17 protein-coding genes are annotated in these 22,623 nt (G+C 71.5%); 1 reads left to right on the forward strand and 16 read right to left on the reverse strand.

The features are described 5' to 3' along the window. Positions 1–2: 2 nt before the first annotated feature. From rplU to Scani_RS29695, 7 genes are all read right to left on the reverse strand, one after another. Positions 3–323, reverse strand: coding sequence for a 50S ribosomal protein L21 (gene rplU / locus Scani_RS29665; protein WP_030082047.1), 321 nt, complete (start codon positions 321–323; stop codon positions 3–5). A 270-nt stretch (positions 324–593) separates the two neighbouring features. Further along, positions 594–4,403, reverse strand: coding sequence for an Rne/Rng family ribonuclease (locus Scani_RS29670; protein ID WP_159480855.1), 3,810 nt, complete (start codon positions 4,401–4,403; stop codon positions 594–596). A 220-nt stretch (positions 4,404–4,623) separates the two neighbouring features. After that, positions 4,624–5,424: a TIGR03936 family radical SAM-associated protein gene (locus tag Scani_RS29675; RefSeq protein WP_159480856.1), complete on the reverse strand. Its 801-nt coding sequence runs from the start codon at positions 5,422–5,424 to the stop codon at positions 4,624–4,626. Positions 5,425–5,472: 48 nt separating this feature from the next. Then, positions 5,473–6,648, reverse strand: a complete 1,176-nt coding sequence (locus Scani_RS29680; protein WP_159482453.1) for a hypothetical protein — start codon at positions 6,646–6,648, stop codon at positions 5,473–5,475. Positions 6,649–6,801: 153 nt separating this feature from the next. Further along, complete coding sequence (locus Scani_RS29685) at positions 6,802–7,356, reverse strand: GNAT family N-acetyltransferase (RefSeq protein ID WP_159480857.1); 555 nt, start codon at positions 7,354–7,356, stop codon at positions 6,802–6,804. 78 nt (positions 7,357–7,434) lie between these two features. After that, positions 7,435–9,360: a TIGR03960 family B12-binding radical SAM protein gene (locus Scani_RS29690; RefSeq protein ID WP_159480858.1), complete on the reverse strand. Its 1,926-nt coding sequence runs from the start codon at positions 9,358–9,360 to the stop codon at positions 7,435–7,437. Between the two features lie 181 nt (positions 9,361–9,541). Further along, complete coding sequence (locus Scani_RS29695; RefSeq protein ID WP_159480859.1) at positions 9,542–11,197, reverse strand: CYTH and CHAD domain-containing protein; 1,656 nt, start codon at positions 11,195–11,197, stop codon at positions 9,542–9,544. A 178-nt stretch (positions 11,198–11,375) separates the two neighbouring features. Between Scani_RS29695 and Scani_RS29700 the strand changes: the two genes are divergently transcribed. Then, positions 11,376–11,822 carry an ATP-binding protein gene (locus Scani_RS29700; protein ID WP_159480860.1) on the forward strand — a complete coding sequence of 149 codons (447 nt, stop codon included), beginning with the start codon at positions 11,376–11,378 and terminating at the stop codon, positions 11,820–11,822. A gap of 73 nt (positions 11,823–11,895) precedes the next feature. Here the strand turns inward: Scani_RS29700 and Scani_RS29705 are convergent, their stop codons facing one another. The 9 genes from Scani_RS29705 to Scani_RS29745 form a co-directional block, all read right to left on the reverse strand. Next, entirely contained in the window at positions 11,896–13,077 is a 1,182-nt protein-coding gene (locus tag Scani_RS29705; protein WP_159482454.1) for an FtsW/RodA/SpoVE family cell cycle protein, read from the reverse strand. A 29-nt stretch (positions 13,078–13,106) separates the two neighbouring features. Then, the gene (gene mrdA / locus Scani_RS29710; RefSeq protein WP_159480861.1) at positions 13,107–15,251 is read right to left on the reverse strand and encodes a penicillin-binding protein 2; all 2,145 of its coding nucleotides are present in this window, start codon (positions 15,249–15,251) and stop codon (positions 13,107–13,109) included. 48 nt (positions 15,252–15,299) lie between these two features. Next, the gene (gene mreD, locus Scani_RS29715; RefSeq protein ID WP_159480862.1) at positions 15,300–16,019 is read right to left on the reverse strand and encodes a rod shape-determining protein MreD; all 720 of its coding nucleotides are present in this window, start codon (positions 16,017–16,019) and stop codon (positions 15,300–15,302) included. Between the two features lie 3 nt (positions 16,020–16,022). Continuing rightward, positions 16,023–16,955 (reverse strand): rod shape-determining protein MreC, encoded by a 933-nt coding sequence (gene mreC, locus Scani_RS29720; protein WP_159480863.1) that lies wholly within the window; start codon positions 16,953–16,955, stop codon positions 16,023–16,025. 241 nt (positions 16,956–17,196) lie between these two features. Further along, positions 17,197–18,216, reverse strand: coding sequence for a rod shape-determining protein (locus Scani_RS29725; protein ID WP_003985182.1), 1,020 nt, complete (start codon positions 18,214–18,216; stop codon positions 17,197–17,199). 294 nt (positions 18,217–18,510) lie between these two features. Further along, positions 18,511–18,924 carry a nucleoside-diphosphate kinase gene (gene ndk, locus Scani_RS29730; RefSeq protein WP_159480864.1) on the reverse strand — a complete coding sequence of 138 codons (414 nt, stop codon included), beginning with the start codon at positions 18,922–18,924 and terminating at the stop codon, positions 18,511–18,513. Positions 18,925–19,060: 136 nt separating this feature from the next. Continuing rightward, complete coding sequence (locus Scani_RS29735) at positions 19,061–19,414, reverse strand: DUF4233 domain-containing protein (protein ID WP_159480865.1); 354 nt, start codon at positions 19,412–19,414, stop codon at positions 19,061–19,063. Positions 19,415–19,416: 2 nt separating this feature from the next. Next, on the reverse strand, positions 19,417–20,931 hold the full coding sequence (gene folC, locus Scani_RS29740; protein WP_159480866.1) for a bifunctional tetrahydrofolate synthase/dihydrofolate synthase: 1,515 nt from the start codon (positions 20,929–20,931) through the stop codon (positions 19,417–19,419). A 132-nt stretch (positions 20,932–21,063) separates the two neighbouring features. Then, positions 21,064–22,518: a peptidoglycan D,D-transpeptidase FtsI family protein gene (locus Scani_RS29745; protein ID WP_159480867.1), complete on the reverse strand. Its 1,455-nt coding sequence runs from the start codon at positions 22,516–22,518 to the stop codon at positions 21,064–21,066. Positions 22,519–22,623 lie beyond the last annotated feature (105 nt).

Below are 22,623 nucleotides of genomic sequence, written 5' to 3' on the forward strand. Positions count from 1 at the left end.
CCTTACTTCGCCGGAGCGTCGATGCCGGTGATCTTCAGCGCCGTGTGGAGCTGGCGGTGGCCGATCCGCTTCTTGTAACCGGTCTTGTTCTTGTACTTCTGGATCCGGATCTTGTCGCCCTTGTGGTGGTCGACGACCTCGCCCTGGACCTTCACGCCGGCCAGGACCCACGGGTCGCTGGTGACCGCGTCACCATCGACGACCAGCAGCGTGGAGAGCTCGACGGTGTCGCCGACCTTGCTGGTGGAAATGCGGTCTACCTCGATGACGTCGCCAACAGCAACCTTCTGCTGGCGTCCGCCGGTGCGCACGATCGCGTACACGCGGAACTCTCTTTCGCTAGAAACGGATCCTCTGATGCCAGCCGCTCACACGGGCTCGGGATAGGGCCCGTGAAATCCGAGTGGACGAGCGGCCTCCCTCGGCGGACCGAGAGGTGTGTGCTCAGGGGTTTGGTGTCACAGACACCGACGGTCAAGGTTACGGGGCCTTGACCAGGGGGTCAAACCGGCCCCGGACCGACGGCCCGGGACACGGTTCTGCTGCTCGGGACTCCCCGGGAGCCGGTGCGAGGACCGGCTCCCGAGGACGGCTTACGCCGCGCCCTCCGCCTGTGCCACCGACGACTCCTCGGCAGCAGCGGTCTTCTTGGCCGCCGCCTTCTTGGTCGTCGCCTTCTTGGTGGTGGTCTTCTTCGCCGTGGCCTTCTTGGCGGTGGTGGTCTTCTTCGCCGCCGTCTTCTTGGCCGTGGTCTTCTTCGCCGCGGTCTTCTTGGTGGCGGCCTTCTTGGCCGTCGCCTTCTTCGCGGTCTTCTTCGCCGCGGGCTCCGCCTCCGCCTCGGCACCCTCGACGGGCTCCGTGACCTCGGCCGGCTCCGGCTCGGTGACCGGCTCGGCCGCAGGCGCCGGCTCGGCGGCCACCACGATCTCGGCGGCCTCCTCGGCGGCCTTGGGGGCACCCGCCGGAGCGGTCGCCTTACGGGTCGCCCGGCGGCGCGGACGGGCCGGTGCGGGCTCCGCGGCCGGCGCCTCGGCGACCGGCTCCGGGGCCGTCTCCGGCTCGGCTGCCGGGGCCGGCTCGGCCGGCACCACGATCTCGGCGGCCTCCTCGGCGGCCTTGGGAGCGCCCGCCGGAGCGGACACCTTCCGGCTCGCCCGACGGCGGCCACGGCCGCGCCCGGCAGCCGCCTCGGCCTCGGCCGGGCTGCTGAACCATTCGTCGGTCCCGTCCACCGCGGGCTGCAGCTCGGCCTCCGTCACGGCGGCGGGCTCCAGCTCGGGGGCGCCACCGTCCGGCGTCGGCTCGGCGGCCTCGACCTCGTGGACGTGCGGCTCGGCCTGGGCGCCCTTGCCCTTCTTCTTGCGCTTGCCACCGCCGCCGGCCGTCGTCGGCTGGTCCATGTGGACGATGACGCCGCGGCCGTTGCAGTGCACACACGACTCGGAGAAGGACTCCAGCAGCCCCTGGCCGACCCGCTTACGGGTCATCTGGACCAGGCCGAGCGAGGTGACCTCGGCGACCTGGTGCTTCGTCCGGTCCCGGCCCAGGCACTCCAGCATCCGCCGCAGCACCAGGTCCCGGTTGGACTCCAGCACCATGTCGATGAAGTCGATGACGACGATGCCGCCGAGGTCGCGCAGCCGCAGCTGACGCACGATCTCCTCGGCCGCCTCCAGGTTGTTCCTGGTGACGGTCTCCTCGAGATTGCCGCCCTGACCGGTGAACTTCCCGGTGTTGACGTCGATCACGATCATCGCTTCGGTCTTGTCGATCACCAGCGAACCGCCGCTGGGCAGCCAGACCTTGCGGTCCAGCGCCTTCATCAGCTGCTCGTCGATGCGGTACGTGGCGAAGACGTCGACGTCCGAAGTCCACTTCTGCAGCCGGTCGGTGAGGTCCGGCGCGACGTGCGCGACATAGCCGTGGATGGTCTGCCACGCCTCGTCACCGCTGACGATGACCTTGGAGAAGTCCTCGTTGAAGATGTCGCGGACGACCCGGACGGTCATGTCCGGCTCGCCGTAGAGCAGCGACGGGGAGCTGGTCGAAGCGGCCTTGGCCTTCTTCTGGATCTCCTCCCACTGCGCCTGCAGCCGCTGGACGTCGCGCGCCAGCTCGTCCTCGCTCGCGCCCTCGGCGGCGGTACGCACGATGACGCCCGCGTCCTCGGGAACGATCTTCTTGAGGATCTGCTTCAGCCGCGCCCGCTCGGTGTCGGGGAGCTTGCGGCTGATACCGGTCATCGAGCCCTCGGGCACGTAGACCAGGTAGCGGCCGGGGAGCGAGACCTGGCTGGTGAGCCGGGCGCCCTTGTGGCCGATCGGGTCCTTGGTGACCTGCACCAGCACGGACTGGCCGGACTTCAGCGCGGTCTCGATGCGGCGCGGACCGTTGGACATGCCCAGCGCCTCGAAGTTGACCTCGCCGGCGTACAGCACGGCGTTGCGGCCCTTGCCGATGTCGACGAAGGCGGCCTCCATCGACGGCAGGACGTTCTGCACCTTGCCGAGGTAGACATTGCCGACGTACGAGGTCGCCTGCTCCTTGTTGACGAAGTGCTCGACGAGCACGTTGTCCTCGAGGACGCCGATCTGCGTGCGCTCGCCGCTCTGGCGGACGACCATCACCCGCTCGACGGCCTCGCGGCGGGCGAGGAACTCCGCCTCGGTGATGATCGGCACCCGGCGGCGGCCCTGCTCGCGACCTTCGCGGCGGCGCTGCTTCTTGGCCTCCAGGCGCGTCGACCCCTTGATCGACTGCACCTCGTCGGCGCTGGTGCTCTCGTCCTTCTTACGGGGCTCGCGGACCTTGACGACCGTGCGCTCCGGGTCGTCGGTGCCGTTGGCCTCGGGCTCGCCGGCGTCACCGGTGCGACGGCGGCGGCGACGGCGCCGGCGGCTGCTGCTGGAGCCGCCGCCCGACTGGTCCTCGGCTTCCTCCTCCGCCTCGGGCTGCTCGTCGGCGTCCTCGGGCTCGGCCTGCGCGCTCTCCCGCTCCTCGGCACCGTGGCCCTCGGCGGGCTGCTCGTCGGCACCCTCGGCGGACTCACCACGACGGCGGCGACGGCCACCACGGCGGCGGCGGCGCGAGGGGCGGTCGCCGGACTCGTCCTCGCCCTGGCCGCTCTCGGCCTGCTCGGTCTCCGGCTCGGCCACTGCTTCGGCTTCTTCTGCCTCCGGCTCCTCCACGGGGGCGGCGGACACCTGCTCGGGCTCGGCCGGGGCGCCACGGCGGCGACGGCGGCGTGCACCGGCGGCGGGCTGCTCCTCCACGGCCGGCTCGGCCGCGGTCTCCTCCTGGCGGGCCGCGGCGTGGGCGGCGGCCGCGGTCTCCGGCGTCTGGAACATCGGCTCGGTGAAGACCGGCGCCTGGAAGACGGCGGTCGGGGGCCGCTGCGCCCGGCGGCGGCCGCGCTGCGGCGCCTCCTTGGCGGGCTCCTCCTCGGCGCGGGGCGCCTCGGCGACGGGCTCGGCGGCACGCTCACCACGGCGGCGCGCCCGGCGGCGGGGGGCCTCGGCGGTCTCGGTCTCGGCGGCCGGGGCCTGCTCGGGCTCCGCCTCCGTGACCTCCTCGGCGGCCTCCGGGGCGCCCGAGGGCGCGGTGGCCTTACGGGTGGCACGGCGGCGCGCCCGGGCCGGCTTGGCGTCCTCGGCGGGGGCCGGGGCCTCCTCGGCGACGGGGGCCGGGGCCTCCTCGGCGACGGGGGCCGGGGCCTCCTCGGCGACGGGTGCGGCGGGCTCGACGCTCTCGGCGGCGGCCGCGTCGGCGTCGCTCGCCTGCGGGGTGCCGGCCGGAGCGGTGACCTTGCGGGTCGCCCGGCGGCGGGTACGGCGCGGTGCGGCGTCCTCGGTCTCCTCGGCGGCGGCCGGGGCGGCAGCGGGCTGCGCGGCGGGCGCGGTCTCCTCGACGGCGGCCGGTTCCTGAACCGCCTCGGCGGGGGCCTCGGCCTGCGGGGAGCCGGCGGGGGCAGTGACCTTGCGGGTGGCCCGGCGGCGGCCGCGGCGCGGCGCGGCGTCCTCGGCCTGCGGCGTCTCGGTGGCGGCCGCGGGGGTTTCGGCGGCGGGTTCGGCGGGTGCCTCGGCCGGCTCGCCGTCGGCCGGCTGCGGGGCCCCGGCCGGGGAGGTGACCTTGCGGGTCGCGCGGCGGCGAGAGCGGGCGGGCTTGGCCTCGTCCCCGGTGGTGACCGCGGAGGCGGTGGTCTCCTCGTCGAGGGCCGGATCGGCCACGGGCGCGGTGGCCTCGGTGCTCACCACCTCGGCCTCGACGGCGCCCTCGGCCACCGGAGGACCGGCCGGCCGGGAAGCCGCACGGCGCCTGCGGCGCGGCGGCAGTGTGTCGCTGGGTGAGTGATTGTCGTCGGCGCCACGGTCCTGGGACTGCGTGGGCTCAATGGGCTCGAGCATGCGGGCGGTTCTCCCGTCACGCTCCCGGGCGCCGCGCCTGATTCCGGCGGCGGTCCGCGTGATGAGCGCGGGCCCGCTGTCCGGGGCGTGGGCGCCGCACGGGAGCTGTCGTCTCGCTCGCCGGTCCCCGTAGGGCAGGGACCGGCGAAAGTCTCCTGGTCAGTGCGTCTGCCGGACCGGGGTGGCTCCCTGGCTGATCGGCGACGCGACGACGGCGGTCCTACGCAGTACCTTCCCCGGCTGCCGGGGAGGCCCCACTCGTCGCCTTCGCGGCACTCAGCCCGGCGGCCGTGGGTGGGGCGGCCGTGGCAGCGTCGCGGTCGGGCGCTAGCGGGTCAGTCACCGCGCCGGTCTCCTCATCGAGCAGCCCCTGCGCCAGCCTGGTCACCGCTGCGGGGACCGGCGGCGCCAGGTCGGCCGTAGCTCGGAGGCCGGACAGGACGTCGTCGGGTCGAACGGCAGGTGTCAGATGCCGAACAACCAGCCGCAGTATCGCACAGGCTTTGCCGTCGGGCCTATCGCTGTCGTGGCCGGCGGCCTCCAGACGCGCCACAGCGGCTCGCGCGTCGAAGGTCCGGATGCCGTTTTTCGTACGCCGCTCGACCTGCACCTCGTCCGCGGCGAGGAACGCCTCGACGGCGCGCTCGGCCGTCTGCGCCTCGACCCCGTCGAGCCGGATCTCCCAGACCGAGGCCTGGAGCCGGTCGGCCAGGCCGCTGGTGCGGGCCTCGACCGCGTCGGTCACATCGAGTCCGTCCGGCAGCGACTCGTCGAGGAGGGCGCGCAGGGTTTCCGGATCGCGGTGCGCGGCGAGCTGGATCTCCAGATACTCGGCCTCGCTGCCCGTACCGGTCGGGGCGGCGTTGGCGTACGACACCTTGGGGTGCGGGGTGAAGCCCGCGGAATAGGCCATGGGGACCTCGGCGCGGCGCAGCGCCCGCTCGAAAGCGCGCTGGAAGTCGCGGTGGCTGGTGAACCGGAGGCGGCCGCGCTTGGTGTAGCGCAGTCGGATGCGCTGCACCGCCGGTGCGGGCGGCGGGCCTTCGGGCTGTCGCTTGCCCAGTGTCGTTCAGTCCTTCGTGAGTGCGGTCGTACTGCTACCTAGAGTACGTGTCCCGGGAGCGCCCGGTTCCCGCCGGGGCTGCGCAGCGACCGCCCGCCGGGACTTCGCGGGGGCGCCGAACAGCGCCCGCCGGATCTCCCTGCGGGTCTGCCGCACGGTCTCGCGGGCGGTGCGCAGCGCCTGCCGGACCGGCCGCCAGATGCCGTCCCGGAGGCCGTGCCCGAGGGGGGTGAGCACGCTGCGGTAGGCCCAGCGCAGCGGTTCGACCAGGAGCCACCGCAGGACCGTGGCGAGGAACCGGCCGAGGGCCCGCGAGACGATCCCGGCGGCCCGCCAGCAGTGCCCGAGCGCCGACCCGGCCTCGCGCACCACCACCGTCACCACCGCGGCCAGCAGCCGTCCGACGGGCACCAGCACATACCGCCACAGGGTGACCAGCGGGACGACCACGAGCCACCGGACCAGGGTGGCGAGAACGGTGCCGATGCCGCGCACCAGCCAGGCGATGCCCCGTCCGACGGGCGTCAGCACATAGGCGTACAGCCACTGGGCGGGGGCCACGACGAGATGGCGGACCAGCCACACCAGGGCCGCGCCGATCGCCCGGCCCGCGGGTGCCAGCACATACCGCCACAGGGTCACCCACGGCCACACGAACACCGCGCGACCCAGCCACAGCAGGGCCGCGCCCAGTCCGCGCAGCAGCCAGGCGATGCCGCGCCCCACCGGCGTCAGCACCTGGGCGTACAGCCACTGCGCGGGGAGCACGAGCAGATACCGCACCAGCCAGGCCACCGCCCTGCCGGCCCCCCGGCCTGCCGGGGCGAGGACGGCGCGCCACAGCCACACCAGCGGGGCGACGACCAGCGTGCGCCAGATCCACCCGAGCGGGAGCACGACCAGGGTGCGCCAGGTCCAGGCGACGGGGACCACCACGAGGGTGCGCCAGGCCCAGGCCACGGGGCGGACCACGACGGTGTGCCAGAGCCGGGCGAGGCCGCGGCCGAGGGGGCGCAGCACGCTCCGGTCGACGGCCCGGCCGGCGGCGGTCAGCGCGTCCCACACCAGGCGCACGGGTATCACGAGCACCAGCACCACGATCCGCACCGGGATGCGGACCACTTGGGTCACACAGCCCTCACCCGGCTCGTAGCGGGCGGGCGCCCGCCGGTCCGTCTCCATGGGCTCCATCGGGCCCTCCCCCTTGGTGTTCTTGTCCGGCCGGCTCGTGCGGCCGGTTCGTCCTGCCGGCCCGGTGCCCGCGCGTCCCGTGGCGGTCCGGGGCGTGCCCCGTGGCGCCCCGGACGTGCCGGTGCGGCTGACGTGCCGGTGCGGCTACTGTCCGGTGGCGGTCGCGGGGGCGTGGATCCAGTAGCGCAGCCGCTCGCCCCGCTGGTCCTCGAAGATCCCGCCGCAGGCCTCGATGACCCTACGCGAGCCGGTGTTGGTGTGGTCGCAGGTGACCAGCACCGGGTCGATGCCCAGTTCGTGACGGGCGATCGGCAGTGCGGCGCGCAGCATGGCGGTGGCATGGCCGCGGCGGCGGGCGCCGGGGCGCACGGCGTAGCCGATATGGCCGCCGTAGTGGAGGAGTTCGTCGGTGAGGCGGTGCCGGAACGTGACCCGCCCCAGGTAGCTGCCGTCCGCCACCCACCACCGGGTGGTCCTGGGGACCACGCCGTCGGGGCGTTCCTCGTCCGGTGTGCCGCCGACCATGTCGACGTACTCGGCGAATCCCGCCGCGGTCGGCCAACGGGTGGCCCAAGTGCTCAGCTCGCGGGCGAGGTTGGAGTAAGGAACCTGCTCCGCGCCATCGGCACGGAACTCCTCCATCGCGGCGAGGAACGAGTCATGGACGGCAACGGTGGGGGCGATGAGCTGCGGCGACATCGGCTCATTGTGCGGGAGTACGCCACGGCCCGGCCACCGCGGGGTGCGGGGCCGGGCCGAAGAGGCTTACCGGGAGCGCTACTTGACGACGGTCAGGGGCAGCAGCTTCTTGCCGGTGGGGCCGATCTGGATCTCGGTGTCCATCTGCGGGCAGACGCCGCAGTCGAAGCACGGGGTCCAGCGGCAGTCCTCGACCTCGGTCTCGTCGAGCGAGTCCTGCCAGTCCTCCCAGAGCCAGTCCTTGTCGAGACCGGAGTCCAGGTGGTCCCAGGGCAGGACCTCCTCGTACTCCCGCTCGCGGGTGGTGTACCAGGCGACGTCCACGCCGAACGCGGGCAGCGTCTCCTCGGCGGCCTTCATCCAGCGGTCGTAGGAGAAGTGCTCGCGCCAGCCGTCGAAGCGGCCGCCGCCCTCGTAGACGGCGCGGATGACCGAGCCGACGCGGCGGTCGCCGCGCGAGAGCAGGCCCTCGACGATGCCGGGCTTGCCGTCGTGGTAGCGGAAGCCGATGGAGCGGCCGTACTTCTTGTCGCCGCGGATCTTGTCCCGGAGCTTTTCGAGACGGGCGTCCGTCTCCTCCGCCGACAGCTGCGGCGCCCACTGGAAGGGGGTGTGCGGCTTGGGGACGAAGCCGCCGATGGAGACCGTGCAGCGGATGTCGTTCTGCCCGGAGGCCTTGCGGCCCTCGGCGATGACCTTGACCGCCATGTCACCGATCTGGAGCACGTCCTCGTCGGTCTCGGTCGGCAGACCGCACATGAAGTAGAGCTTCACCTGCCGCCAGCCGTTGCCGTAGGCCGTCGAGACGGTCCTGATCAGGTCCTCTTCGGAGACCATCTTGTTGATGACCTTGCGCATCCGCTCCGAGCCGCCCTCGGGCGCGAAGGTCAGACCGGAGCGACGGCCGTTGCGCGTCAGCTCGTTGGCAAGATCGACGTTGAAGGCGTCGACGCGGGTCGACGGGAGCGACAGACCGATCTTGTCTTCCTCGTACCGGTCGGCGAGCCCCTTGGCGATGTCGCCGATCTCGGTGTGGTCCGCGGAGGACAGCGACAACAGGCCGACCTCCTCGAATCCCGTGGCCTTCAGCCCCTTGTCCACCATGTCGCCGATGCCGGTGATGCTTCGCTCCCGTACAGGGCGCGTGATCATGCCGGCCTGGCAGAAACGGCAGCCGCGGGTGCAGCCACGGAAGATCTCGACCGACATCCGCTCGTGGACGGTCTCGGCCAGGGGGACGAGCGGCTGCTTGGGGTAGGGCCACTCGTCCAGGTCCATGACGGTGTGCTTGGACACCCGCCACGGGACGCCGGAGCGGTTCGGCACGACGCGGGAGATCCGCCCGTCGGCCAGGTACTCGACGTCGTAGAACTTGGGGACGTACACGCTGCCGGTCTTCGCGAGGCGGAACAGCAGCTCGTCGCGGCCGCCGGGCCGGTCCTCGGCCTTCCAGGCGCGGATGATCTCGGTGATCTCCAGCACCGCCTGCTCGCCGTCGCCCACGACCGCGCAGTCCAGGAAGTCCGCGATCGGCTCGGGGTTGAAGGCCGCGTGGCCGCCCGCGAGGACGATTGGGTGGTCCTCCGTGCGGTCCTTGGACTCCATCGGGATACCCGAGAGGTCCAGGGCCGTGAGGAGGTTGGTGTACCCCAGCTCGGTCGAGAAGGAGACGCCGAGCACGTCGAACGCGCCGACGGGACGGTGCCCGTCGACCGTGAACTGCGGGACGTGGTGCTCGCGCATCAGCGCTTCGAGGTCCGGCCACACGCTGTACGTACGCTCGGCGAGCACGCCCTCGCGTTCGTTGAGGACCTCGTAGAGGATCATGACGCCCTGGTTGGGCAGACCGACCTCGTAGGCGTCCGGATACATGAGCGACCACCGCACGTCACAGGAGTCCCAGTCCTTGACGGTGGAGTTCAGCTCACCGCCGACGTACTGAATGGGCTTCTGCACATGCGGGAGCAGGGCCTCGAGCTGCGGGAAGACCGACTCGGCAGACATCTCGAACCTTCGTGAGCTGGCGGGGGGCGACTCTCAAGCGTAACCGCTCGGAGCGGGCCCCTCGTACGGCGGCCGGACGGCCCGCGACGACGGCGGACCGGGGCCCGCGCACTGCGCTCCCGGCCGGGGCGGGTCGCCGCCGCGTCGTCGGGGCCGGGGCCGGCGGCCCGACGGCCGGCCGTCACGGCCGGAGCGCGGCCCGGTGCTTGCGCCGCGAGACCTTCTTCCACAGGCGCGGCAGCTCCCGCTCCCGGTCCGCCGCGCGGGCCTCCTCGCGGCCGTGGAGCAGACCGAAGGTGAAACCGCCCTCACCGGCCTTGTGCGCCTGGGTGGCGAGCTCGCGCAGCGCGCCGCGCGCCACCACGCTGTCCTGGTGGTCGCCCAGCAGCTGCTGCACCCTCTTGATCCGTCGGGCGAACTTCTTCGCCGGCCGGCCGAGCGCCGGACGGGCGGCCTCCGCCGCGTACCGCGTCCGCTTGGCGGCCTTGCGGGCGCCGTGCAGCGCCTCGTCCCGCTTCCGCCCGGCCGGTGCCGCCAGCGCGGCCTCCACCCGGCGGGCCAGCCGCCGGTAGTCCTTGAGCACGGCCGCGCCCACGATCTCCGGCGCCGGCCGGTCGGCTCCCGGGCGCAGCGGCGGCGCCTCCAGGAGGGCGTCCAGGCTCTTCAGCAGCGACAGATAGCGGGGCCCGTCCAATACGGAGAGCACCTCCCTGCGCGAGCCGGCCCGGCGCCGCTCGGACCAGATGCGCAGCCGGGCAGCCACCGGGCCGAGCCGCAGCGTCCGGGGCACCTCGGCCAGCGCGCTCTGGAGCCGCGCGGCCAGCACCTCGCGGTCCCGGTCCACCCCCAATTCCGCCGCCAGCCACTTGAGTTCCAGGCCGATGGGCAGGGTGACGGCGCGGTCGAGCACCTTCGTGTACGAACGGAAGACGCTGCGCAGCCGACGGGTGGCGACCCGCATCCGGTGCACCGAGTCGGGCAGGTCGCGGCGCACCGCCGGATCCAGCTCGATGATCACCCGCACCTGCTCATGGACGTACCGGAGCACCACGTCCCCGGCGGTGGGCGCCTGCTTCTTCCCCGCGCCCTTGGCCTTGCTCTTGCTCTTGGCCTTGCTCTTGGCCTTGGCCTTGCCGTTCCCCCTGCCGCCACGCCGGCCGGAGCTCCGGGGGCGCGGCGCGTCCGGCCCCGCGCCGGGGGGTGCGGGCCGGTCGCGGTCCAGGCCCGTCTCGGCCAGCGCCCGCGCCAGCTTCGACTCCGCCGCTGCGGGGCGCGCGCCCGCCGCGACCAGCGCCCTGCCGACCTCGTCCAGCACTGCCGGGTCGCCGTCCCCGAGCAGCTCCACCTCGATCTCGCGCCACCGGGCCCCGGCCGGCCCCGCGCCCGCCGTTGCGGACTCCCCCGCCCGTTGCGCACGCACCTCGTCCACCGCCAGCTCCGCGAGCGGGGTGCCCGCGGCGTCCCGCAGCACCCGGACCATGCGGCGCGTCCGCAGCCGTACGAGGGGGACCGGCTCCCGGTCCAGCACCCGCGACCGGACGAGGGCGGTCAGCTCCGGGGGCGGCGCGTCGGACAGCGGTGCCCGCACCTCGTCGCGTACACCCGGCGCGACCGGCAGCTTGAGGTGCCAGCCCGCGTCCTTGCCGCCGGTGCGCCTGCGCAGCGTGATGTGGTCGGCGGCGAGCCGTTGGTCAGGGGTGTCGTAGTAGAGGGCGTCCAGGTCCTCGGTGACCGCCTGTCCCACGGTGGCGACCCGGCCGGCGCCTGCCAGATCCGGGAGCTGCGCGTCGTCGTCGACCTCGTACTTCCGTTCGATTTCCCGCACGGTGTCCGCCATGCATCGAGGCTAGCCACCCGCCTCCACCGGGGCCACCCACCCGACCCGGGAAGCTCCTCACGACGGGAAACGGAGAGCGGGTAGCACTCACCACGCGGCATGACTTACGCTGAGTGACGGAATGGATACACAGAGTGCAACTCGGCGCTCACTCGACCCCTCGGGGAGGGAGACACCCGTGCACCCCTCAACCGCACCCGTCACCCGGACACCCATCCGCGTCGCGGCAGGCGCCCGCCCGTACGTACTGACCGCACCGAACACTCCCACCGCCCCGAAGGCCGCGCGCGATTTCGTCCACGCCGTCCTCCGTCGCACCGCGCTCTCCCCGCTCCTCGACACCGCCGTGCTGCTCACCTCGGAGGCGGTGACCCGCGCCCATCTGCACACCCCGCGGACCGCGGACATCCTGCTGCGGATGCTGACCGCCGGGCACGGCCTGCGGATCAGCGTCCACGACGTCACGCCGGCCCGGATCCCGTGGCCCGCACCGGCGGCCGGCGGGCAGCCGGACGACTACGGGCTGCTGCTGGCCGACCGGCTCGCCGACGACTGGGGCACGGCCCCGTCCGAGGAAGTGCCACGGTCCACCTCACTGTGGTTCGAGCTGCACCTCGATCGGTGATCCCGATCGGTGAGCCCGAGCAGGGACCCCCAGCCGCGAACCCGGGCAGGTCGTCCCGGACAGGGGCACGGCGTCAGCGCGAGGCCGACAGTGGGCGCTGCACGCGGATCGACTGGAGCAGCCCGATCGCGATCCACACCGCGAACATGGAGGTGCCGCCGTAGGAGACGAACGGCAGGGGCAGGCCGGTGACGGGCATGATGCCGAGGGTCATACCGACGTTCTCGAAGGCCTGGAAGGCGAACCACGCGATGATGCCGGAGGCGACGATCGTGCCGTAGAGCTCGGTGGACTCCCGCGCGATCCGGCAGGCGCGCCACAGCACCACACCGAGCAGCACGATGATCAGGCCCGCGCCCAGGAAGCCGAGCTCCTCACCGGCGACGGTGAAGATGAAGTCCGTCTGCTGTTCGGGGACGAACTGGCCGGTGGTCTGGCTGCCGTGGAAGAGACCGGAGCCGGTCAGTCCGCCGCCGCCGATCGCGATCCGGGCCTGGTTGGTGTTGTAGCCGACGCCGGCCGGGTCGAGGCTCGGGTTGGCGAACGCGGCGAAGCGGGCGATCTGATAGGCGTCCAGCAGGCCGAGCTGCCAGATCGCGACACAGCCCACGACGCCGGTGCCGGCCAGCCCGAGGATCCAGCGGTTGGAGGCGCCGGAGGAGAGCAGTACGCCCAGGATGACGGCTCCGAGCACCATGACCGAGCCGAGGTCCGGCATCAGCATGATCACGCCGACCGGGACGGCGGCCAGACCGAGGGCCTGGACGACGGTGCGGTGGCCCGGGTACGGGCGGTCGCCCGCGTCGACCCGGGACGCCAGGATCATCGCCATGCCGAGCGTGATGGTGATCTTCGCGAACTCGGCGGGCTGGAGCGAGAAGCCGCCCGGGATCGCCAGCCAGGAACGCGAGCCGTTGATGGTGGCGCCCAGGGGCGTGAGCACCAGCAGCGCCAGCACGACCGACAGCGCGTAGAGGATCGGGACCGCGCCGCGCAGCGTGCGGTGCCCCAGCCAGATCGTGCCGGCGGCCAGCGCCAGGCCGATGCCGAGATTCAGCAGATGGTGCAGGAAGTAGTAGTACTCGTCACCGTGGTTGAGCTCGGTGCGGTTGCGGGTGGCCGAGAAGACCAGCAGCGACCCCATCAGGGACAGCACCAGGCAGGACAGCAGCAGTATCCAGTCCAGCTTGCGCAGCACCGAATCGCGCGCCGTCAGCTTGCCCCAGGTGCCGAGCTCGGGGGTGTAGCGCCGGATCGAGAACGCCCGGGAGGTATGGCTGGTCGTCACTGTGGGCTCTCCGATGCGGACGGCGACGGCAGGACATACGGCTTGATGGGCTGAGCCTCGATGCTCCCGTCACCCTCGATCTTGGGGAGCGAGCCCTGGGGCTTCGGCAGCAGGGCCGCCTTCGGGTTGATTCCCCCCTTCTCGTCGACTCCGTACAGCGCGTTGTAGATGTTGCGCACGGCCGGACCGGAGGCGCCGGAGCCGGTGCCGCCCTGGGCGATCGTCATGACGATCGTGTAGTCCTTGGTGTACGTCGCGAACCACGAGGTGGTCTGCTTCCCGTAGACCTCGGCGGTACCGGTCTTGGCGTGCATCGGAATCTTGTCCTGCGGCCAGCCCTGGAAGCGCCAGGCGGCGGTACCGCGGGTGGCCACACCGGCCAGCGCGGAGTCGATCTGCCGGAGCGTCTTGGGGCTGTCGGGCAGCTTGCCGTGCGAGGTGGGCTTGACCGGCTGCACCCGCTTGCCGTCGGGGCTGACGATCGCCTTGCCGACGGTCGGGTTGTAGAGGGTGCCGCCGTTGGCGATCGCGCCGTAGATGGTCGCCATCTGGATCGGGGTGACGAGGGTGTCGCCCTGCCCGATCGCGTAGTTGATGGAGTCGTAGGCGTGCAGCTTCATGCCTTCGAGGCAGCCCTCACGGGCGAGCTTGGTGCCGAAGTCCTTCTTCTTGGGCCAGGCCTTGGCCTGCTCGCACCAGCCGGCCTTGTTGGCCTTCCAGAAGTCGGTCTTCCACTTGCGGTCGGGGACCCGGCCGGTGACCTCGTTGGGGAGGTCGATGCCGGTCTCCTTGCCGAGACCGAACTGGTGGGCGGTCCGGTAGAACCAGTCCTTGGGGTTCTTCTTGGGCTTGTCCCCGCCGTCCTTCTTCCACTCGTCGTGCGAGAGCCGGTAGAAGACGGTGTCGCAGGAGACCTCCAGCGCCCGGCCCAGGCTGATGTCGCCGTGGCCCTCGCCCTCGAAGTTCTTGAAGACCTGGCCGCCGATGCTGTACGAGCTGGTGCAGGGGTAGTGGCCGTTGAAGTCGTAGCCCGCGTTGATCGCCGCCGTGGTCGAGATGACCTTGAAGATCGAGCCGGGGGCGGCCTGCCCCTGGATGGCGCGGTTCAGCAGCGGGTAGTTGGAGTCCTTGCCGGTGAGGTGCGCGTAGTCCTTGCCGGAGATGCCGCCGACCCAGGCGTTGGGGTCGTAGCTGGGGTTGGAGGCCATGGCCACCACCCGGCCGGTCTTGGCCTCCATCACGACCACGGCGCCCGAGTCGGCCTTGTAGTTGGTGCCGGTGTTCTTGTCGTGCACCTTGCGGGCGTCCTTCATGGCCTGCTCGAGCTGCTTCTCCGCTATGGCCTGCACCCTCGCGTCGATGCTGGTGACGACGCTCGCGCCGCCCTGGCCCTTCTCGCTGTTGGCCTGGCCGATGACCCGGCCGAGGTTGTCGACCTCGTAGCGGGTGACGGCGGCCTTGCCGCGCAGATAGCGGTCGTACGTGCGCTCCAGACCGGACCGGCCGATCTGGTCGGAGCGCAGGAACGGCGAGCTGGTGTTCTTGGCCTTGTTGATCTCCTCGTCGGTCACCGGCGAGAGGTAGCCGAGCACCTGGGCGGTGTTGGCGTTGCCGGGCTCGGCGTAGCGGCGCACGGCGGTGGGCTCGGCGCTGATGCCGGGGAAGTCCTCGGAGCGCTCACGGATCTGGAGGGCCTGCTGGGTGGTGGCCTCGTCGGTGATCGGGATCGGCTGGTACGGCGAGCCGTTCCAGCACGGCTGCGGCGTCTTGGCGTCGCACAGCCGGACCTTGTTGCGGATCTCCTTCTCGGAGAGGCCGAGCACCTTGGCCAGCCGGCCGAGCACGGCCTTGCCGTCGTCCTTCATCTTCAGCAGCTCGGTACGGCTCGCGGAGACGACCAGACGGGTCTGGTTGTCGGCCAGCGGCACCCCGCGCGCGTCGAGGATCGAGCCGCGGGTGGCGGGCTCGATGACCTGCTGGACGTGGTTGTTCTTCGCCTCGGTGGCGTACTCCTGGCCGTTGCGGATCTGCAGGTACCAGAGCCGCCCGCCGAGGGTCAGCAGCAGGGAGAAGACCAGGATCTGGATGGCGATGAGCCGGACGCCGACCCGGGAGGTACGGGTTTCCGGGAGATTACTCATGGCGCGCAGCGCCTCCACGAGGGGTGGTGGTCGGGAGAGGGGAGGGCGTCACAGTCGCTTGACCCCCTTGATGCGGCCCACCTTGTCGCGGGCCGACTTGCCGAGCAGACTGCCGCGCTGGCTGCCGATGCCCGTCCCCGTGCGCAGGGATTTCATGGCACCGCGGCTGGCCTTGAGGCCGGTACCGGTGGTCAGCCAGCCGTAGCCCGCGTCCCGGCTGCCGGCCGCGCCGCCCTGACTGCCGGAACTGTCGCCGGCCAGCAGATCGCCCTCGGTTCTGCGCGCCAGCGCCATCACCAGCGGCACGGTGAAGGGGGCCAGCAGCAGGTCGTAGAGGGTGGCGCTGAGCAGCAGTCCGACGATGCCGACGTGGCGGGCGGCGGTGTCACCGACCAGCGCGCCGACGCCGGCGTACATCAGCGTCGAGCCGACGGCGGCACCGAGGACGACGAGCAGCGGCAGCGTCGCCGAGCGGTGCCGGCCCGATTCCGGCTTGGTCAGGCCCGCGGCGTAGCCGATGACGCAGAGCACCAGCGCATAGCGGCCGATGGCGTGGTCGGAGGGCGGGGCGAGGTCGGCCAGCAGACCGGCGAAGAAGCCGACCAGGGCGCCGCCGACATGGCCGTAGACCAGCGCCAGACCGAGCACGACGAGCAGCAGCAGATCCGGTACCGCGCCGGGAAGCTGGAGTCTGGCGAGAAGGGTGACCTGGATGACGAGGGCAACGACCACCAGCGGGGCCGAGAGCAGGATCCGGTTGATGCGCATCGGTCAGCTCCTGGGAGAGGCGCTCGCGGAGGGGGTGGCCGTGACGGTGACCGTCGGCGTCGGTTTGGGTTTCGCGGGCGCGGGCGGCAGGACGGTGTCGCGCGGGTCCTGGCGGGGCGGTGCGACGACTACGCCGACGATGTCGAGCTGGGAGAAGGAGACGTAGGGCCGGACCTGGAGGTTGCGGGTCAGATCGCCGTTGGACGGCTCGACCCTGACGACCTTGCCGACGGGCACACCGGGCACGAACGGCTTGTCCTTGCTGGAGCCGAAGGTGACCAGGCGGTCGCCCCGCTTGATGTTGGCCTTGCCGTTGAGGAGCTGGACGCGCAGCGAGCGGACGCCCTGCCCGTTGGCGAAGCCGATCTCGTTGGTCTTCTCCATGCGGGTGCCGACGGTGAAGTCGGGGTCGGCGGCCAGCAGGACGGTGGAGGTGTCGGCGCCGACGGTGGTGACCCGGCCGACCAGCCCGTCGCCGTTGAGCACGGTCATGTCGCGGGCGATGCCGTCACGGCGCCCGGCGTCGATGGTGACGGTCCAGGAGAAGCCCTGGGCCGAGCCGATGGCGATGACCTGCGCGCCCTTGATGCCGTACTGGCCGGTGCCCGCGGTCTTGAGGATCTTGTCGAGCTCGGCGGCACGGCTGCGGTTGCGGTCGGAGGAGCCGAGCCGGGCCTTCAGCGCCTCGTTCTCGTGCTCCAGCCTGCTGATCCGGTTGTGCCGGCTGCCGGAGTCCCGCACGGCGCCGATGGCGTTGCCGACCGGATTGACGACGCGGGCGACGCCGCTCTCGACCGGGCCGAAGGCGGAGGCGGCGGCTTGCCGGGCACCATCGAGCGGGGACTGTTCGCCGCCGCGGATATCGACCGTGATCAGCGCGAACGCGATCGCGACCAGCAGCACCAGCAGCAACCGGCTCTCTCGTGTGTCCCTCACGTGCGGCGGCCGTGTCCTTCCTCGTAGGACCGGCCGGCTGCGGGCCCCGCCGGTCTCGTTCGGGAGTTGAGCGTTGTGCCTGATGTGACGGTGCCGGATGGCGGAGCGTCAGTGCACCGTGTCTGTCGGGATGTTGTGCCTGTATATCAGCGGCCGGACGGGCCGGCCGCCGATGCCGGGTTTCCCGACCGCCGCGGACGCCCGTTCGACGGCCGCGGCGCGGATCGGGACCCGGACCCCGCTACCTGCGCGGCTGGGAGTCGAGGACCTGCTGGAGGGCCTCGAACTCCTCGACGCACTTGCCGGAACCGAGCGCGACGGAGTCGAGCGGGTCCTCGGCGATGTGGATGGGCATACCGGTCTCGCGGCGCAGCCGCTCGTCGAGGCCGCGGAGCAGGGCGCCGCCTCCGGTGAGCACGATGCCGCGGTCCATGACGTCGCCGGAGAGCTCCGGCGGGCACTTGTCGAGCGTCGTCTTGACCGCGTCGACGATGGAGTTGACCGGTTCCTCGATGGCCTTGCGGACCTCGGCGGCTGAGATCACCACGGTCTTCGGCAGGCCGGAGACCAGGTCACGGCCGCGGATCTCGGTGTGCTCGTCCTGTTCGAGGTCGTACGCCGAACCGATGGTGATCTTGATGCTCTCGGCGGTGCGCTCGCCCAGCAGAAGGCTGTACTCCTTCTTGATGTGCTGGATGATCGCGTTGTCGAGCTCATCGCCGGCCACCCGGATCGACTGCGCGGTGACGATGCCGCCGAGCGAGATGACCGCGACCTCGGTCGTACCGCCGCCGATGTCCACGACCATGTTGCCGGTGGCCTCGTGGACCGGCAGGCCGGAGCCGATAGCGGCGGCCATCGGCTCCTCGATGATGTGGACCTGGCGCGCGCCGGCCTGGGTGGAGGCCTCGATGACCGCGCGGCGCTCCACTCCGGTGATGCCGGAGGGGACACACACGACGACCCGCGGGCGGGCGAGGTAGCGCCGCTTGTGGATCTTGAGGATGAAGTAGCGGAGCATCCGCTCGGTGATCTCGAAATCGGCGATCACGCCGTCTTTCAGGGGCCGTACGGCGACGATGTTGCCGGGCGTGCGCCCGATCATCTTCTTCGCCTCAGCACCTACCGCGAGAATGCCGCCGGTGTTGGTGTTGATGGCCACGACCGACGGCTCGTTGAGGACGATGCCGCGGCCCCTGACGTACACCAGCGTGTTGGCGGTCCCGAGGTCGACAGCCATGTCACGGCCGATGAACGACATGTTGTTCCCCATGAGGATACGTCTGGCCTTCCCAACTGGAGCGAATGCTTACTGGAGGTCGGCAGGAGGTGATGCGCTGTGCGGCGCGGAAGTCTCCATCGTAGTTCGTAGTGCGCCCACTCGAACACGTCGGGAGGCTGTTCCGCCATTGTCAGCCGTACACGCACCCGCCCCCCTTAATGGTGACGTCGTGTCGCGGTGATGCGTTCCCCCGATCGTGTCGTATACACCAAAGGGCGACCGATGATTTTGTCGGTCGCCCCTGGTCACGAGGGGTGTACAGCTGATGACTCGTCAGGAAATGCCGGGGAAGAAAATCTTGATCTCGCGCTCGGCGGACTCTTCGGAATCCGACGCATGGATCAGATTCTCTCGGGTGATCGTTCCGAAGTCCCCACGAATGGACCCACCCGGCGCGGCAATCGGGTCAGTCGGACCGGCGAGCATCCGTACGCCCTCGATCACCCGCTCGCCCTCGACGACCATCGAGACCACCGGACCGGAGGACATGAAGGCGACCAGGGGCTCGTAGAACGGCTTGCCGACGTGCTCGGCGTAGTGCTGCTCGAGAAGGGCGCGGTCCAGGCTGCGCAGCTCCAGCGCGCTGATCGTCCAGCCGGCCTTCCTCTCGATCCGGCCGATGATCTCGCCGATCAGACCGCGCGTGACGGCGTCAGGCTTGAGAAGGACGAGGGTGCGCTGGCTCACGGAGAAACTCCCTGGATATGAACAACGGTCAGCGGGTGAACTGAGGCTACATGGGTGACCAGGCCCGGGACGGCCCCGCCCCCGGCCTGTGGCACGAGCCCCGAGGGCTTGCCGAGGGCACCCGCCGGGACACGCCCTAGGCAGGTTCCCCCGGCGCCTCGGACTGTGCCGCCCAACGGGCCTTCGCCTCATCGATCTTGCGGCCGTAGTGGACCGACGCCCACCACAGGGCCGCGAAGACCACACCCAGGAAGAACATCGTCGGGACCACGAAACCGCTGGCGATCAGGGCGATCTGCAGCACCCAGCCGAGCTGGACACCACCCGGACGGCTGAGCATCCCGCACAGCAGGAGGCTCAGCAGCATCGCGATCCCGCTGACCGTCCAGACCGTGGCCGCCGACAGCTCGGTCATCTGCATCGCGACCAGACCGGCGAAGCCGATCACGAAGAATTCGCCTATCAGGGTGCTGGCACACAGCGTGCGCACGGTCAGCTCCTCCCCATCAGCAGCCGGGCCTCGCCGACCGTGATCACCGAGCCGGTCACCAGGACACCCGCTCCGGAGAACTCGCCCTCTTCCTCGGCGAGGGTGATCGCCGCCTCCAGGGCGTCGTCGAGCCGCGGCTCGACCTGGACCCGCTCGGCGCCGAAGACCTCGACGGCGATGGCCGCCAGCTCATCGGGATCCATCGCACGATGGCTTGAATTACGCGTCACCACGACCTCGGCGAAGATCGGCTCGAACGCCTCCAGGAAGCCGCGTACGTCCTTGTCCCCGCTGGCCCCGACGACACCCACCAGCCGGCTGAAGCCGAACGCCTCGGTGACCGCCTCGGCCGCCGCCCGCGCACCCGCGGGGTTGTGCGCCGCGTCCAGCACGACCGTCGGGCTGCGCCGCACGACCTCCATCCGGCCGGGCGAACTGACGGCGGCGAACGCGGAGCGGATGGTGTCGATGTCCAGCGTGCGGGCGTGGTCCGAGCCGACGCCGAAGAACGCCTCGACCGCGGCGAGCGCCACCGCGGCGTTGTGCGCCTGATGGGCGCCGTACAGCGGCAGGAAGACCTCGGGGTACTCGCCGCCCAGTCCGCGCAGCGTCAGCATCTGCCCGCCGACCGCGACCTCACGGGAGATGACCCCGAACTCCATGCCCTCTCGGGCGACCGTGGCATCCACCTCGACCGCGCGCTTGAGCATCACCGAGGCCGCGTCCACCGGCTGCTGGGCCAGCACGACCGTGGCGTCCTTCTTGATGATCCCGGACTTCTCGCCGGCGATCTGCTCGGGCGTCTCCCCCAGCCGGTCGGTGTGGTCCAGCGAGATCGGGGTGACCACGGCGACATCGCCGTCGATGACGTTCGTCGCGTCCCAGGTGCCGCCCATGCCGACCTCGACGACCGCGACGTCCACGGGGCTGTCGGCGAAGGCGGCGTACGCCATGGCCGTGAGCACCTCGAAGAACGACAGGCGGTACTCCTGCTGGGAGTCGACCATCTCCACGTACGGGGCGATGTCCCGGTACGTCTCGATGAACTGCTCGGCGGAGATCGGGGCGGCGTCCAGGCTGATCCGCTCGGTGATCGACTGGACGTGCGGGCTGGTGTAGCGGCCCGTGCGCAGGTCGAAGGCGGACAGCAGGGACTCGATCATGCGGGCGGTGCTGGTCTTGCCGTTGGTGCCCGTGATGTGGATGGACGGGTAGGCGCGCTGCGGCTGACCGAGGATGTCCAGCAGCGCCGCGATGCGCTGTACCGACGGGTCGAGCTTGGTCTCGCCCCAGCGGCCGGCCAGCTCGTCCTCGACGGCGCGCAACGCGCGGTCGACCTCGGGGTCGGCCGGGCGGGCGGGAATCCCGTCCCCCTGCGGCGGCCCGGCCTGGGCGCGCAGGGTCCGGCTGCCGGCCTCGATCACCGCAAGATCCGGGTCACGGTCGGTCTCCGCCTCGACCAGTTCGTCGAAGGCTTCGTTCGGGTCGGGGTCGTCGTTCTGGGGGCGCTCGCTCACGCCGACCAGTCTACGAGGCACGTGTGACAGCGGTGCGCTGCGCTGCCCCCTCCCGGAAGCTGCGCCCTCTCCCGGGGCCCGGACGGCGTGACCGGCTCCGGGACCGCGCCGTACGCCGGAGCCGCCCCTCGCCTACGTCAGGGCCGCCTTCATCATGGCCCGCGCGGTCGGCGCCGCCAGGCCGTTGCCGGAGACCTCGTTGCGGGCAGCGTGCCCGTCCTCGACCATCACGGCCACCGCCACCTGGTGTCCCTTGCCGTCCTGGGCGTACGAGACGAACCAGGCGTAGGGCGTGCCGCTGTTGTCGACGCCGTGCTGGGCGGTGCCCGTCTTGCCGCCGACGGTCAGTCCGCCGATCTTCGCGCCGGATCCGGTGCCCTTGTCCACGACCGTCTGCATCGCCGACTGCAGCTGGTCCGCCGTACGCGCCGACATGGTCCTGCCGTCGCCGTAGGCAGCCGGTCCGAAGTCCTGGACGGTGTTGCCGCCGCCGTCGGTCAGCTTGTCGACCAGCTGCGGCTTCTTGAGCTCGCCGCCGTTCGCGATGGCCGAGGAGATCATCGTCATCTGCAGCGGGGTGGCCTGGTCGTCGAACTGGCCGATCCCGGAGAGCGCGGTCTGCGCCTCGTCCATGTCGGAGGGGTAGACGCTCTTGCCGGCCCGCACCGGGGTGTCCACCTTGTCGTCGTCGAAGCCGAACTTCTCGGCCTGCGCCTTCACCTTGTCCTTGCCCAGGTCGACGGCCATCTTCGCGAAGACGGTGTTGCAGGAGTACTGGAGCGCGGTGCGGATGTCGGCGTTCTTGCAGGGTGCGGAGGCGTTCTCGTTGGTGAGTTTGGTGCGGGTGTGCGGAAGCGTGTACGGGTCGGGACTGTCGGTGGGCTCGTCCACCGAGGAGTACAGGCCGTTCTCCAGCGCGGCCGCGGCGACCACCAGCTTGAACGTGGAGCCGGGCGGCAGCGGCTGCCGCAGCGCCCGGTTGACCTCCGGGTGCTCCGCGTCGCCGGACAGCTTCTTCCAGGCCCGCTGGTCGGACCCGGCGGACCCCGCGAACTTCCCCGGGTCGACCGACGGGGTGCTGACCATGCCCAGGATCCGCCCCGTGGCCGGGTCCATGGCGACGGCGGCGCCCTTCTTGCCCGCCAGCGCCCGGTAGCCGGCCTTCTGCACCGCGGGGTCGATGGTGGTGGCCACGTCGCCGCCCTTGGCCCGGGTGCGGGTCAGCGCGTCGGCAGGGGTCTGCAGCCGGCTGTCGGAGCCGTCGAGGAGGTCGCCGTAGAGGCTCTCCAGCTGGTTGCTGCCGTAGATCTGCGAGGTGAAGCCGGTGACCGGGGCGTAGAGCGGGCCGTCCTTGTAGGTCCGCTTGTACTTGAGCGTGGAGGAGGTGGCGGCGGAGCCGGTCACGGGCTCCCCGCCGACCAGGATGTTGCCCATCGGGGCCGCGTACTTGCCGATCGCCACCCGCGGATTGTGCGGGTCCTCCCTGTAGTCGCCCGCCTTCGCGCCCTGGATCCAGGTGGCCCAGCCCATCAGCGCGACGATGAGGGACAGGCAGAAGATCGAGGCCCGGCGCAGGGGCTTGTTCATGGGGCGCGGCTCCTCGGTGGGGGGCGTGCGGTGGTGCCGCAACTACGGCATTCCGGTCCACGGTGCCTCGGCTTCATGAGAGGCCCATGAGAACGCCCGGATCCC

The sequence above is a fragment of the Streptomyces caniferus genome (assembly GCF_009811555.1).
In the GTDB taxonomy this organism is placed as follows: Bacteria; Actinomycetota; Actinomycetes; order Streptomycetales; family Streptomycetaceae; genus Streptomyces; species Streptomyces caniferus.

What these genes read in the sequence shown, in the direction of transcription:
- Scani_RS29745 (WP_159480867.1), bottom strand. Translation starts at nt 22,518, where the DNA reads ATGAACAAGCCCCTGCGCCGGGCCTCGATCTTCTGCCTGTCCCTCATC.
- Scani_RS29690 (WP_159480858.1), bottom strand. Translation starts at nt 9,360, where the DNA reads ATGTCTGCCGAGTCGGTCTTCCCGCAGCTCGAGGCCCTGCTCCCGCAT.
- mrdA (WP_159480861.1), bottom strand. Translation starts at nt 15,251, where the DNA reads ATGAGTAATCTCCCGGAAACCCGTACCTCCCGGGTCGGCGTCCGGCTC.
- Scani_RS29670 (WP_159480855.1), bottom strand. Translation starts at nt 4,403, where the DNA reads ATGCTCGAGCCCATTGAGCCCACGCAGTCCCAGGACCGTGGCGCCGAC.
- Scani_RS29680 (WP_159482453.1), bottom strand. Translation starts at nt 6,648, where the DNA reads ATGGAGACGGACCGGCGGGCGCCCGCCCGCTACGAGCCGGGTGAGGGC.
- Scani_RS29695 (WP_159480859.1), bottom strand. Translation starts at nt 11,197, where the DNA reads ATGGCGGACACCGTGCGGGAAATCGAACGGAAGTACGAGGTCGACGAC.
- Scani_RS29685 (WP_159480857.1), bottom strand. Translation starts at nt 7,356, where the DNA reads ATGTCGCCGCAGCTCATCGCCCCCACCGTTGCCGTCCATGACTCGTTC.
- mreD (WP_159480862.1), bottom strand. Translation starts at nt 16,019, where the DNA reads ATGCGCATCAACCGGATCCTGCTCTCGGCCCCGCTGGTGGTCGTTGCC.
- Scani_RS29725 (WP_003985182.1), bottom strand. Translation starts at nt 18,216, where the DNA reads ATGTCGTTCATCGGCCGTGACATGGCTGTCGACCTCGGGACCGCCAAC.